Origin of the sequence: Ensifer oleiphilus (assembly GCF_013371465.1) — a bacterium.
GTDB lineage: Bacteria > Pseudomonadota > Alphaproteobacteria > Rhizobiales > Rhizobiaceae > Ensifer > Ensifer oleiphilus.
Genome location: NZ_JABWDU010000002.1, coordinates 145,671 through 160,622, shown reverse-complemented (window position 1 = coordinate 160,622; position 14,952 = coordinate 145,671). Strand labels below are relative to the sequence as shown.

Genomic DNA, 14,952 nt, shown 5'->3' with positions numbered 1-14,952 from the left:
CCGGAACTCCGGAAGATAGACCCGCTTTGCGGGGCAGCATTTCCGGACTGAAATTTTCACGATAAAGAATGCGGGGAGAAATGTACCCGCCTTCCTTCAAAATACTCTGAAGGAGCAAGACAATGTTTGGCTGGTTTGAATCCCGCCTCAATCCCTATCCGACGGAAGAGCCCGTTCTTCCGCCGAAAGGCCTTTTCGGCTTCTGCTGGCACTATTCCAAGCCCGCGGTTCCTTGGCTGCTCATCATGTCGGTCTGCACCATGCTGATCGCCATAGGCGAAGTGGCGTTGTTCCAGTTTCTCGGGAACATGGTCGACTGGCTGTCGAGCGCCAATCGCGACACCTTCCTGGAAGCGGAAGGTCACAGGCTGATCTGGATGGGCGGCTTGGTCCTCATTGGCCTGCCGCTGCTGGTGGCAATTGATTCGCTGATCATGCACCAGGTTCTGCTCGGCAATTACCCGATGATCGCACGCTGGCAGATGCACCGCTATCTGCTGCGCCAGAGCATGACGTTCTTCGCCAACGAGTTCGCCGGACGCGTCGCGACCAAGGTGATGCAGACTTCCCTTGCTGTTCGCGAAACGGTGATGAAGATCCTCGACGTCTTCGTCTATGTCGTCAGCTATTTCGTCACGATGCTGATCGTCGTTGCCGCCGCCGACTGGCGGCTGGTGACGCCGCTTGCCGTCTGGCTGGTGATCTACATCGGCATCGTCAGCTATTTCGTGCCGCGGCTGCAGAAGATCTCCAAGGAGCAAGCCGACGCGCGCTCGATGATGACGGGCCGTATCGTCGATAGCTACACCAACATCGGTACGGTCAAGCTGTTCTCGCATGCGGGCCGCGAGGAAACCTACGCGCGCGCCGGCATGGACGGATTCCTCAGCACCGTGCATCGCCAGATGCGCAAGGTGACGCTGTTCCACGTGCTGGTCTATGCCAACAACAGCATCGCGCTGTTTGCCATCAGTGCGCTCGGCATTCACCTGTGGCTGACGAGCGCCATCTCGGTCGGCGCGATCGCAATCGCCGTCGGTCTCGCCATGCGCATCAACGGCATGTCGCAATGGATCATGTGGGAAGTCTCGGCGCTGTTCGAGAACATCGGCACGGTTTATGACGGCATCGGCATGATGACCAAGGCGCACGACATCGTCGACGAGCCGGATGCCAAGGCGCTCAAGGCGGAAAAAGGTGCGATCACCTACGACAACGTTCGCTTCCATTACGGCAAAGCGAAGGGCGTTATCGATCACCTGTCGCTCGACATCAAGCCGGGCGAGAAGATCGGCCTGGTCGGCCGCTCCGGCGCCGGCAAGACGACGCTGATGAACCTTCTGTTGCGGTTCTATGACGTGGAATCGGGCGCAATCCGGATCGACGGCAAGGATATCGCCACCGTCACGCAGGATAGCCTGCGTGCCCAGATCGGCGTCGTCACGCAGGACACCTCGCTGCTGCATCGCTCGATTCGCGACAACATCGCCTATGGACATCCGGAAGCGGACGACGAAGCGATCACGGCGGCAGCGAAGCGGGCGAACGCCTGGGAGTTCATCCAGGCGCTTGAGGACAACCAGGGGCGCAAGGGGCTCGATGCCCAGGTCGGCGAACGGGGCGTCAAGCTCTCCGGCGGCCAGCGTCAGCGCATCGCTATTGCCCGTGTCTTCCTCAAGGACGCACCGATCCTCGTCCTCGACGAGGCGACATCAGCGCTCGATTCCGAAGTCGAGCAGGCGATCCAGGAGAACCTGTTCGCTCTGATGGCCGGCAAGACGGTGATCGCGATCGCCCATCGCCTGTCGACGCTGACGGAAATGGACAGACTGGTCATCCTCGAGGCCGGCCGGATCGTCGAAACCGGTTCGCATGCCGAACTCGTGGCCAAGGGCGGCCTTTACGCCGACCTCTGGTCGCGCCAGTCGGGCGGTTTCATCGCCGACGATACCGAGAAGGAAGAAGCGGCGGAGTGATCCGCCAAAGTCCCGCCGCCCATACGGCGGCGGGACTCCCGACTTGACGTTACGCATTTGTAATGCGCCCAATGGTGGAAACCGATTGCTGTTATCGCCGAACCGCCTATATCGGAACCATGCTCAGCGCCATCGTCAGCATCTTTGAGAACTGGATCAAGCCGTTTGCGCCGCGGGAGCGATTGCAGCCGCCGAAGTCACTTTGGGCTTTTGCCTGGTTCTATGCCCGCCAGGCCAAGGGTCCGTTTCTGGCAATGGCCATCCTCGGCGGCCTCGTTGCCATGCTGGAGGCGGGGCTCTTCTATTTCGTCGGGCGGCTTGTCGATCTGCTGGACACCGTGAAGCCCGAAGCGGGCTGGAGCGGGCTGATTTCCGCCAACGGGCCCGAACTGCTGTTCATGTTGCTGACGGTGCTGGTGTTCCGCTTCGTCGCGGTGTCGCTGGCGGCGCTCGTCGAGGAGCAGTCGATCATTACCGGTTTCCTCAATCTGGTGCGCTGGCAGTCTTACACGCACGTCGCGCGGCAATCGCTTTCCTTCTTCCAGAACGACTTTTCCGGCCGGATCGTGACAAAGGTCTGGTCTGGCGCGCAGGCGACCAGCGACCTCATCGTGTCGCTGCTGCAGGTCGTCTGGTTCATCGTCATCTACACCGCCTCGACCATGGCGCTGGTTGCCCAGCTCGACTGGCGGCTGGCGGCAATGGTCGCGTTCTGGATCGTCATCTTCCTGGCGCTGGCGCGCTATTTCGTTCCGCGCATTCGCAAGCATGCGCGCGATACGGCCGAAATGGCCTCCATGCTGAACGGGCGCATGGTGGATGCCTATTCGAACATCCAGACATTGAAGCTGTTCGGCCGCGACGACGAGAACGACCGCTATATCCGCGCCGGCTTCGATCGCTTCCAGCGGGCGGTCATTCCGTTCACGCGGCTCTTGACGGCTGTGCGCGCCTCGCTGGCGCTTCTGTCAGGCATGATGATCGCGGCGATCGCGATCTATGCCATTCACCTTTGGCTTGGCGGTTCGATCAGTTCGGGCGCGGTCGCCTTCACGCTGGCGCTGGTGCTCAGGCTCAACATGCTGCTCGGCCGGATGATGACGCAGTTCAACTCGATCATGCGCAACATCGGCACGATCCAGAATTCGGCCGAACTCGTTTCGCAGCCGATCGGTCTGGTCGACAGTCCGAATGCAAAGGAATTGTCGGTCAGCGAGCCGGAGATTCGCTTCGAGCATGTCAAGTTTCACTATGGCAAGGGGGCAGGCGTCATCGACGACTTCTCCCTGGTCATTCGACCAGGAGAAAAAGTTGGCATCGTCGGCCGTTCGGGCGCCGGCAAGTCGACGCTCGTCAATCTCCTCCTGCGCTTCTACGATCTCGAGGGCGGGCGCATCCTGATCGACGGCCAGGATATTTCGATGGTGAAACAGGAATCGCTGCGCGCGCAGGTCGGCATGGTCAGTCAGGACACATCGCTTCTGCATCGCTCCATCCGCGACAACATCCTCTTCGGACACCCGGACGCGACAGAGGAACAACTGATCATGGCCGCCGAGAAGGCCGAGGCGTACGAGTTTATCCTCGACCTTGAGGACCAGCGCGGCCGCAAGAGTTTCGATGCCCATGTCGGCGAGCGCGGCGTCAAGCTTTCAGGCGGACAGAGGCAGCGCATCGCCATTGCGCGTGTCATGCTCAAGGACGCGCCGATCCTCGTTCTCGACGAGGCGACCTCGGCGCTCGATTCCGAAGTGGAAGCCGCGATACAGTCCAATCTCGACCGGCTGATGCAGGGCAAGACAGTTTTGGCCATCGCGCACCGGCTATCGACGATTGCCGCTCTCGACCGCCTCGTCGTCATGGACAAGGGTCGGATCGTCGAGGACGGGACCCACGCCGAACTGATCTCGCGTGGCGGTCTTTACGCCGATCTCTGGTCGCGGCAATCAGGCGGGTTTCTGGCGCGCGAAGAGGCGGCGGAGTAGGGCGGCCCAACCGCCTTTTCAAGGTGGCTCGACGGCCGTAACGCAAACCGTCAAGTCCTTGTGCCAATTGGCCGCGCTTTTCCCCGCGACAATCTGCCCACCCACCCTTGTCAAGGCTGGACATAATTTGCGATCAAGCATAGAACGCGCCGGATTGACGGGGAATCTGCGAGCCGTGCGCGCGCAGAAATTTACGGATTCTGGCGCCGAAAACGTGTTTGCAGCAGCAAGCCGGCTAAGGTGCCAGCACTTTGATTGGGCGTGTTTCCTTGACCTAGGTCAAACCGCAAGGGCAGGGATCTCGCTGGGCGGATGCGGTTTCCGCAACATTGCGTGAGAGGATGGTTTAGCCGTGAGCGAACACGACATTTCAAGCGAGACCTCGGGCGAGCCCACTCGCCGCGATTTCCTTTACCTGGCCACCGGCATGGCGGGCGTCGTTGGCGCCGGCGCGGTCGCTTGGCCATTCATCGACCAGATGCGTCCGGATGCCTCGACGCTCGCGCTCGCCTCGATTGAGGTCGATGTGTCGAGCCTTCAGGCCGGCATGTCGCTGACGGCCAAATGGCGAGGCAAGCCGATCTTCATCCGCAACCGCACCGAGAAGGAAGTGGAAGAGGCCAAGGCGGTCGCTCTTGCCGACCTCAAGGACCCGGTTGCGCGCAACGCCAACCTGCCGGCCGGCGCAGAAGCGAACGATCTCGATCGCTCCGCCGGCGAAGGCAAGGAAAACTGGATCGTCATGATCGGTTCCTGTACCCATCTCGGCTGCGTGCCGCTTGGTCAGGCCGGTGATTTCGGTGGCTGGTTCTGTCCCTGCCACGGTTCGCACTACGATACGGCTGGCCGAATCCGTAAAGGTCCGGCGCCGGAAAACCTCCCCGTGCCGACCTTCTCGTTCGTTTCCGACACAGTTATCAAGATCGGTTGAGGGGACTACTGATAATGAGTGCTGAACATTCAACCTACACGCCAACGACTGGCATTGAGAAATGGGTTGATTCCCGTCTTCCGCTGCCGCGTATGATTCACGACAGCTTCATCAGCTATCCGGTTCCCCGGAACCTGAACTACGCATACACCTTTGGCGCCATGCTTTCCGTCATGCTGGTCGTCCAGATTCTGACCGGTATCGTGCTTGCCATGCACTATGCTGCCGACACGACCGTTGCGTTCAACTCGGTCGAAAAGATCATGCGCGACGTCAACCACGGTTGGCTCTTGCGCTACATGCACGCCAACGGCGCATCGTTCTTCTTCATCGCCGTCTACCTGCACATCGCCCGCGGCCTCTACTACGGCTCGTACAAGGCACCGCGCGAAATCCTCTGGATCCTCGGCGTGGTCATCTATCTCCTGATGATGGCTGCCGGCTTCATGGGCTACGTTCTGCCCTGGGGTCAGATGTCCTTCTGGGGTGCGACCGTTATCACCGGCTTCTTCTCGGCCTTCCCGTTGGTGGGTGAGTGGATCCAGCAGTTCCTGCTTGGCGGCTTTGCCGTCGACCAGCCGACGCTGAACCGCTTCTTCTCGCTGCACTACCTGCTGCCCTTCATGATCGCCGGCGTCGTCGTGCTTCACGTCTGGGCCCTGCACGTCACCGGCCAGACCAACCCGACCGGCGTCGAAGTGAAGTCGAAGACCGATACCGTTCCCTTCACGCCGTACGCGACGCTGAAGGACGCACTCGGCGTTTCCGTGTTCCTGCTGATCTACGCATGGTTCGTGTTCTACCAGCCGAACTTCCTCGGCCATCCGGACAACTACATTCCGGCTGATGCGCTGAAGACGCCCGCTCACATCGTTCCAGAATGGTACTACCTGCCGTTCTACGCGATGCTGCGCGCCATCACCTTCAATGTCGGCCCGATCGACTCCAAGCTCGGCGGCGTTCTGGTGATGTTCGGCTCGATCATCATCCTGTTCTTCCTGCCCTGGCTCGACACCTCCAAGGTTCGTTCGGCTGTCTACCGTCCCTGGTACAAGCTGTTCTTCTGGATCTTCGTGGTCAACGCCATCATGCTCGGCTGGCTCGGCTCGCGTCCTGCGGAAGGCCTGTATGTCGTCATGTCGCAGATCGGTACGCTGTACTACTTCGGCTTCTTCCTCGTCATCATGCCGGTCCTCGGCCTGATCGAAACGCCGAAGCGCATTCCGAACTCCATCACCGAAGCGGTGCTGGAAAAGAAGAATGCGAAGGCTCAACCGGCCACCGCACGCGCCTGATCAGAACAGCGATTGATAAGGAACCCACAACAATGAAAAAGCTTGTAACAGGCATTCTGTCACTTGCTGTCGTCGCTGGCCTCGGTCTCGGAGCTGCTGTCGCTGAAGAGGCGGCAGGTGGCGCGGAGCATGGCGGCGGCACGCCCCACTATCCGATCCACAAGCCCGAGCAGCAGGAATGGTCGTTTGCCGGCCCGTTCGGCAACTACGACAGGGGCCAGCTGCAGCGCGGCCTGAAGGTCTACACCGAAGTCTGTTCGGCCTGCCACTCGATGAACCTGGTGGCATTCCGCACGCTCTCGGATCTCGGCTATTCCGACGCCCAGGTGAAGGCATTCGCCGCGAACTACGAAGTTCAGGACGGCCCGAACGCAGACGGCGAAATGTTCACCCGCAAGGCCGTGCCTTCGGATCACTTCCCGTCGCCGTACCCGAACAAGGAAGCAGCTGCTGCTTCCAATAATGGGGCTGCACCGCCGGACTTCTCGCTGATCGCCAAGGCGCGCGGCATCGAGCGCGGCTTCCCGCAGTTCGTCTTCGATATGTTCTGGCCCTACCAGGAAGGCGGCCCGGACTATATCCATGCGCTGTTGACCGGCTACCATGAGCCGCCGGAAGGCGTTCAGGTCGCTGAAGGCACCCACTACAACCCTTACTTCGCCAACGCTTCGGCCCTGGCGATGGCTCAGCCGATCTCCAACGATCAGGTCACCTATGACGATGGTACGCCGCAGACGGTGGACCAGTATGCCAAGGACGTTTCGGCCTTCCTGATGTGGGCAGCCGAACCGCACCTGGAAGAGCGCAAGCGCACCGGCTTCATGGTCATGGTGTTCCTGCTGATCTTCACCGGTCTCGTCTACCTGACCAAGAAGTCGGTCTACGCCAACAAGGAACATTGATCGTCTGCCGGCTCGGCCGGCGTGTGATCGACATCCAGGAAAAGGCCTCGGGTTCGCCCGGGGCCTTTTCTTTTTTGGGGTATGGATTTCGCCCGTTGCCGCGAAAGGCATTTGGGTTGTGTCTCTCAGCGCCGGGAACTGTCTTCCGCGGCGCCAACGGCCGCGTGGCCTGCTTGTCAGACCGGAAAGTCGGCTTGTTCTCCCGCCAATCGGCCCGGTTGGGTCGTACCCATGCGGCGCGGTAATGCCGTCGTCTTCAGCAATATGTCACGCCTCAATCGCCGATCTGGGCGCAAGGGCGCGCGGTCAGTGGGGCGATAAGGTCACCGCGATTGTGGCACTGACTTGCCGTTCATGGCTGCGCCAGAGCGAGCGTAAGGTTAGCCGCATTGGACAACAGACAGATGCAGACGACACGAGCAACAGTGCCGCAAGGATCGGAGCCCTTGCAGTCGCGGAGGGGCAAGGTCGTTTCCGCCTTTCAATCAGCGTCCGTGGTGCGTCTGGTCGTTGTGCGGCGACCAGTCTCAAGATCTGGTCCGATGGCAGACGCTGTCCTTCCGGTGAGAATTCGCTGTAGAGGTCGCATTCGTATCCCTGGAAGGATGCTCGGCGTTTGGTGGCGTGCGGAGCATGCCACCAATGGTTTGCCGTGAACGGCCACCATTCCCCGCGGACACTTCGTCTGGCTCGCCCTAAATCGCACCACCGCAAGGCGGATCGCGATTGTACCGCCAATGCCCGAATTCAGTCGACGTGCTGCAACCCAAGGCGGCTTACGGTCGGGCGAAGTTGAATGGCGGTGAGGACGCGGGAGAAGCGACGGCAGCGTATGTGGTATCCAGATATACTGTGGTATCAGGGTAAGATACCCAGCTCGCTGCGGGAGCGGAGTCGCAATTGCCGATGCTGTTCTTGCGATAGCCAAACAAGTGCTAACGAGGCTAGGCTCCCGCTCTGGCTGTTGATACGAAAACGGCCCCACCTTGCGATGGGGCCGTCTGATCTTTCCGATTGACGCTGCCTCAGTTAAAGCGGCCGGCTGCGTGGGCGAGCATCGTGTAGACTTTGCCCGTGTCGGACGTGAGGTAGGTCTGGGTGATGCGCTTGTCCGGATCGTTACGCGCGACGTCAGCGAGCAGCTTTTCGAAATCGGCGATGTAGCGATCGACGGCGGTGCGGAACTCCGGCTCGCGGTCGTACTTGCGCTTGATCTCGTCGAACGTCTGCTGTCCCTTCAGCGTATAAAGTCTGCGGGTGAAGACGTCGCGCTCGCCGCGCTGGTAGCGCCGCCACAGGTCCACCGACGCATCATGGTCGATGGCGCGCGCAATATCTACCGACAGCGAGTTCAGCGATTCGACCACGTGCCGCGGATTGCGGGTGTCGCCGCTGCGTGTCGCAGGCTGGCTTTCAGCCGGGCGCTGCGGTGCTGCCGCCGGGGCCTCTTCACGCGAAGCGGCACGCAGCAGGTCGCGCATCCAGCCGCCGCCTTCTGCGACCTCGCTGGTGACGGCCTGCGTCGCCGGCTGGGCGCGGACAGGCTGGACCGGAGCGGGCTGCTGAATGGGGGCAGGCTGCTGAACGGTGGCCTGCTCGATGCCGAGGCTGCCACGCAGCGTCGGCGCCGGATCCTGGCGGCGCGGTTCCACGGCCGGTTGCTCGACCGGACGGGTGACGGCGGCTGCAGCCACGGGGGCGGCGGCAACCGGCTGCTGGCGCAGCGGCTGGGCCACTTCGAGCTGCGTCGAGGACTTGCCGATGATATCCGACAGTTCCTGCAATGCCTTGATCTGCTCGGCCACGGCGCGGCGCATGACAGCGGCGTTTTCCTTGGCCTCCTCCGGCAGGTCGAAGGCGCTGCGCTTCAGCTCCTCGCGGGTCATGTCGAGTTCCTTGCGGATCTCGCCAGCCGAGCGACGGATATCGTCGGTGGCACCGCTGAAGCGACCGATGGCTTCGTCGATCGCCACACGTACAGCGTCGCGCAGTTGGGTGGCAACGCCATCCGACTTCTTGCCGCTCTCGTTCAGCATGCGCTCGACATCGGAGACCGACGAGGCAACACTGCCACGCAGACGGTTCGCCACCTCCTTGGAGCGTTCCTCGGCGTTTGCGAAGGCGCCTTCGATCGAGGAGCCGGCATCTTCGCCAACCTTGGCTATCGCCTGACGAAGCGCTTCGGAGGCGCCGAGCGCACGGCCTTCGACGGCCGAGAGTGTCTTGTTGACATCGGCAAAAGAGGTCTCGACGCCGGAGCGCAGCGTATCGGCAATCTGGCGCGACCGTTCTTCGGCGCGCGAGAAGACGGCTTCAACAGACGCACCCGCTTCGTCGCCGGCCTGTGCCAGCGCATTGCGCATGGATTCGGCGGCTTCGGCTGCACGCTGTTCGGTGCTCGACAGCAGGCGACCGACATCCGAGAAGGACTGCTGGATGCCGCTGCGCAGGTTGCCGGCAACCAGACCCGAACGCTCTTCGGCGCGCTGGAAGGCGCCGTCGACGAATCCTTCGAGAGCACGCATGGTGCGCTCGATCTCCTCCGAGCGCTGCACGAGGCCGACAGACAGGGTGCGCAAGGCATCCTGACGTTCCTCGAGCGTGCTGACGAGGTTCGACTGGGCGGCGCCAAGGAGGTCGGAAGCCTGGCCGAGTACCTTGGAGTGATCCTCGAAGCGGCCGACGATGCCACCGATCTGCGACAGCGTGGAGGCGGAGATGTCCGAGAGCTTGTCAACCTTGCCTTCGATGAGTCGCGTGGAGGTCGACAGCATGTCGGAGGCCTGGCGCGTGGTTTCCGAGAAGCGGCTGGCCGTCGCCTCGAGCCGCTGATCCATGTCGCCGAGGTTGTTGCTTGCCTGATCAATGACGGTTGCAATCGCCGTGTTGTTGGCCGCGAGTTGGTCGATGAGGCCAAGGGCGGTCGACTGCAGACGGTTCTCGACCATCTTCATCGCCTTTGCCGTTTCCTCGGCGCGCAGCGAGATGGCGTTGAGCGTCTCGCCGGTGCGTTCGGTGATGGCATTGACCAGTGCGGCATTTTCCGCACGCAGGCGGTCCGTGCTGTCCTGTGTCACGCTGGCGATGCGCTCGGCAGCCTCGCGGCCGGTGGCGGCGTACTGATCGATGACAGGACGTGCCTGCTCGTCGATGATACGCGAAAGCTCCATCGAGCGACCTGAGAGCATCGAGTTGAGTTCGCGGGTGCGATCGTCAAGCGTGTTGCGGATCGCTTCGCTGCGCGCTTCCAGAGCCTTCTCGGCATCGGCAAGGCCCTGCTGGATGTTCTGGGCGTGGCTGGCGACCTGTCCATGGGTGGCGGCAAGGCGTGCAGTGGCACTGTCGGAGGCGTCGGCGACGGAGCGGGCGAGTTCGGCATGCCGGGCGGCCGTTGCCGCTGCGGTCTGTTCGATCGCGTTGGCGAAATCGGCGTTGCGGGAGGCGAGTACGTTGGCAAAGTCCTGACCAGCCTTGGATAGAAGGCCGGCGGAACGGGCCGCTTCCGCGTCGAGTTCCTGCGCTGCCTCGCTGACGGCACCGCGAAGGGTTGTGACCAGACCCGCGGCTTTGCCCTCGATGCGGGCGGCCTCTGTGTCGAGTTCCTGGGCAACATTGCCGACTGCCCCGCGAAGGTTGCTGACGAGGTCTGCAGTCTTGCCCTCGATGCGGCCCGCTTCGGCGTCGATCTTCTGCGTCACTTCGCTGACGGCGCCGCGCAGGCTGGTAACGAGGTCCGCAGTCTTACCCTCGATGCGGCCCGTTTCAGCGTCGATCTCCTGCGTCACTTCGCTGACGGCGCCACGCAAGCTGGTGACGAGGTCGGCAGTCTTGCCCTCGATACGGCCGGCTTCGGCATCAATCTCGTGCGTTACGTCGCTGACGGCGCCGCGCAGGCTGGTGACAAGCACAGCGGCCTTGCCTTCGATGGTCCGGTTGACGTTTTCGAGGCCGATGTTGAGGGCGCGGTCCATTGTGCCAAGGCGTTCCTCGATACGGTCCGTGCCGGCATTGATGGCGCTGGAGATACGGCTTGCCGCTTCCTCGCTGGCGCGGTCGATTTCGCCGGCGCGTTCACCAAGGCTATCGGCGATGCGCTGTCCCGCGTTGCCAACGATCGCGTTGACGCCATCGACGCTTTCGCGGACACGATCTTCCAACGAACCGAGGCTCGTCTCGAGACGCAGGCCGGTGTCATCGACAAGTGCGTTGACGCTGCCGACGCTACCGCGAATGCGGCCTTCCAGAGAGCCGAGGCTTGTCTCGATCTTGGCGCCGGTATCGTCGACAATGGCGTTGACGCTGCCGACGCTGTCGCGGATGCGATCCTCAAGTGTGCCGATGCTGGCCTCGATGCGGAATCCGGTGTCGTCGACGATTGCGTTGACGTTGCCCACGCTGTCGCGGATGCGGTCTTCCATCGTACCGAGACGGGATTCGATGCGGCTACCGGTTTCGTCGACGATCGCGCCGACCTTGTCGACGCTGCTGTGCATGCGGCCTTCGAGCGAACCAAGCCGGGATTCGATGCGGGCTGCCGTATCGTCGACGATAGCGCTGACATTGTCGACGCTACCACGCATGCGTTCCTCCAGCGAGCCGAGGCGGGTCTCGACACGAGCACCTGCCGCATCGGCAATCGAACCGACATTTTCGGCGCTGTCGCGCATGCGTTCTTCCAGCGCGCCAAGGCTCGTCTCGATGCGCAGGCCGGTGTCGTCGAGGCGATCGTTAAGGCCATTGATCGACATGTCGACGCGGTTGGTCAACGTGTCGGCGGCAAGGCTGATCTGGCCTGCGGTCTCCGCCAGCCGCTCGGCAATATTGCCGGTGGTCGAGCGCATGCGGGCTTCCAGCGTTTCGCCACTGCGGTCGATGATGCCGGCGAGGGCCGCCTGGCGCTCTTCGAGCGACATTTCGAGCATGCTGGCGCTGGTGGCAAGGCTTGTCGCGATCGACATGGACTGGTCAGACAGCATGCCTTCCAGCTGATCGCGGCCCTGATCGACGGCGAGATTGATCGCGTTGATGCGGTCGTCGAGCGTGGCGCGGATCTGCTCGTGGGTCGACGACAGGGTTTCACGCAGGTGCTCGGCACGGCCTGTCAGCGTCTGTTCGATTTCCGTTGCCTTGCCGGCAAGCGAGGCGGTCGCCTCGGTCGTGCGCGCCGTCAGTGCTTCGGCGATCTGGGCGCTCGTGGCGGTCAGTGCGTCCGAGATCTTGCCCACGCGGCCGCTGAGGTCTTCTGCGATCCGGGCGCTGGTGTTGGTGAGCGTGTCGGAAATCTCGCTGACGCGACCGCCGAGGTTTTCGGCAACCAGCGACACGCTGTCAGAAAGCTTCTGCTCGATCTCACCGACACGATCGGTCATCGTCTCGGCGACGGCCGTCGCGCGGAACGTCAGGTTGTCGGCGACGTCTTCGGCATGGCGGCTCAAGGAGTCCGCCATCTCGTTGGCCCGGGCCGTCATCGTCGAGGTGATGTGGGCAGACCGGTCGGCAAGAACGCCGTCGAGCGCCGATGTCTGGTTCGATAGGGTTTCCGCAATCGCCTGGCTGCGTTCCGACAGAACACGCTCCAGCCGGTCGGCCGTTTCGCCGACAGCGCCCTCGATTGCGTCCGTACCGGTCGACAGCACGGTCGAAAGGGCAAGGGTGCGCTCGGACAGGGTGTTGTCGAGGCGGTGCTGGCTTGCAGCGATGGCGCTGGTGATCTCGTCGGTCGACCCCGTCAGCGTCTGCTCGATGCGAGCATGGGCGGCCTGCAGGCCATCGACGAACTGCGCCGTGCGGGTGTCGAGACCCTCGGTCAGGCGTTGTTCGCTTGAGGTCAGAGCATTGGCAAGCGCATCGGCGCGCTGGCCGAAGCCGTTCTCAATGCGATCCTGCGCCTCGGAGAGGGCGCCCATCAGGCTGCTGGTCTTTTCGGAAAGCACGCTGTCGATACGGCTGTGGGCGCCACCGATCAGGTTGCTGAGGTCGGACGTACGGCTGCCGATCGTTTCCTCGATGAAGTCGTGCGTGGCGCCGAGAGCGGTCGCAAGCGACAACGACTGATCCGAAAGGGCCGAGCCGATCTTCTCGATGCTGCCGTCGAGGGCGCTGCCAATGGCATCCGAACCGCCGGTGACGGTTTCGTTGATGCGGTGCAGGCTTTCCATCAGCTTGGTGTCGAGCATGCTGGCCCGCTTGTCGAAGGCCGAGGCGAACTCGTGGAAACGTTCGTCGAAGGCGGTCGCCAGCTGGCCGACCGTCGTCTGCAGCTTCTCTTCGAAGAAGCCGCCGCGCAGGTCGAGATCCATGATCGCGTCGTCGGCGCTGGAGCGCAGGCTCTGGCGGAAATGTGCACCCTTTTCGTCGAGCGTGGCGTTAAGCGTTGCAAGCACGTCCTCAAGGCCACCGGCGATCGCGCTTTGGCCGACACTCAGGCTTTCGTTGAGGTCGCGGGTGCGGGCAATCAGCGTTTCGTTGAGCTGGCGGGCGCGCTCGTTGAGGGCCGCATTCAGCTTTTCGGTATTGGCGTCGAGCGAGGAGGCGCGGGTTTCGAACTGCCCGAGCAGCTGCTCGCCACGCTTGGTCAGCGTATCGCTCAGCTGATCGAGGCGGGTGTCGAACTCGCTGCTGAGCCCGAGACCGGCAGCCGTCAGGCCGGAAAGGAGCGAGTCCGTGCGGTTCGTCAGCATGGTGCCGATGTTCTGCAGCGCTGCATCGGACTTTTCGCTGAGAGCCGCAGCGCGCGTGTCGATCAGCGAGGCGAAGGCCTCGCCAGAGATCGCAATGCGCGACGCAATATCTTCACCCGCCTGGTCGAGATCGTCCTTCAGCTTGCCATGGGCTCCAGCGATGGTCGAGCGGATACGCTCGGAGTGGCCGATGATGGCTTCGCGTTCAAGGCCCAGCTCCTGAACCAGCGTGCGTACGCGCAGTTCGTTTTCGCTGTAGCTGCGCTCGAGTGCGTTGACCTCCGAGTGAACAAGCGTCTCGAGTTCGGTAGCGCGGGCGATCGTGCGCTCGATGCCTTCGTTCATCGCGGAGACTTCGCGGCGAACGGCCTGACCAACTGTCATGACGCGGTCGGCGGCGGCGGTTTCCGGCTCGGCGAGGCGCAGGGCCACTTCCGCCATGGAGCGCGCGGCGTTGCGCAGTTCCTGCGCGCGGGCGATCATGATGGCGAATGAGAAGAAGAGCATGATCGGCAGTAGGATGCCGATGGCAACGCCGACGGCACCGGGGGTGGCGGCGAGATCGCTCAGCGTGCGGATCTGCCAGATCTGCGGACCATAAAGCAGGTTTGCGACACCAAGGCCGGCCACGGCCCAGACGATGGAGACGAGGGCAGCGACACGTATGGCGGCCCGGTTCGAGCGCACGTCGAGGGCGCGCAACATGGCCGCCGGCGAGCGGCGACCGTCGTCGTTTGCCGGAGAAAGGGGAGGCGACTTCGGCGCAGGTTCGGGAGCGAGCCCGCGTGCGGCGTCATTGGCTCGCGCGGCGCGGGGTGGTTCCTGCTGAGGCTTGGCATTTCGACTGTGATCGGGCTGGGCAGCCTGATGGGTGGAGTCAGACACATTTTCCTCCGGATCATCCAAGGAAGTCTTGTCGTTAGGGCTCGACTTAAGCTCGTCAAAATCGATCTTAAGGGCAGCTTCCAGAGCCTGGAAGGCCTTTTCGTCAATCGACTCGTTGCTCTTCTTCGTCGCCATAGGGATACGCCTCATTACCTTTTGCCTCCGCCGAAGCGTGCCCATCCAAACCGCGACTGCGGCCGGGCACTCTCTTCACCAGGGCGGTGACGGCAAGATACGCGCATCACATCTACGCAATACCCTACTGATCACCCACATCATTTCCTCGATGGATAGTCGG

6 protein-coding genes are annotated in these 14,952 nt (G+C 62.5%); 5 read left to right on the top strand and 1 reads right to left on the bottom strand.

Going from position 1 to position 14,952, the window contains the following annotated elements:
• Positions 1–122: 122 nt before the first annotated feature.
• The 5 genes from HT585_RS07460 (at position 123) to HT585_RS07440 (ending at position 7,089) form a co-directional block, all read left to right on the top strand.
• The gene (locus HT585_RS07460) at positions 123–1,976 is read left to right on the top strand and encodes an ABC transporter ATP-binding protein (protein WP_176352320.1); all 1,854 of its coding nucleotides are present in this window, start codon (positions 123–125) and stop codon (positions 1,974–1,976) included.
• 119 nt (positions 1,977–2,095) lie between these two features.
• On the top strand, positions 2,096–3,961 hold the full coding sequence (locus tag HT585_RS07455) for an ABC transporter ATP-binding protein (RefSeq protein ID WP_176353226.1): 1,866 nt from the start codon (positions 2,096–2,098) through the stop codon (positions 3,959–3,961).
• Between the two features lie 352 nt (positions 3,962–4,313).
• Entirely contained in the window at positions 4,314–4,892 is a 579-nt protein-coding gene (gene petA / locus HT585_RS07450) for a ubiquinol-cytochrome c reductase iron-sulfur subunit (protein WP_176352319.1), read from the top strand.
• A 14-nt stretch (positions 4,893–4,906) separates the two neighbouring features.
• A complete protein-coding gene (locus tag HT585_RS07445) occupies positions 4,907–6,187 on the top strand; it encodes a cytochrome b (protein WP_176352318.1) in 1,281 nt (426 codons plus the stop codon).
• Positions 6,188–6,219: 32 nt separating this feature from the next.
• Positions 6,220–7,089, top strand: a complete 870-nt coding sequence (locus tag HT585_RS07440) for a cytochrome c1 (RefSeq protein WP_176352317.1) — start codon at positions 6,220–6,222, stop codon at positions 7,087–7,089.
• A gap of 1,025 nt (positions 7,090–8,114) precedes the next feature.
• Here HT585_RS07440 and HT585_RS07435 read toward each other — a convergent pair.
• Complete coding sequence (locus HT585_RS07435; RefSeq protein WP_176353225.1) at positions 8,115–14,789, bottom strand: apolipoprotein A-IV repeat region-like domain-containing protein; 6,675 nt, start codon at positions 14,787–14,789, stop codon at positions 8,115–8,117.
• Positions 14,790–14,952: the final 163 nt, after the last annotated feature.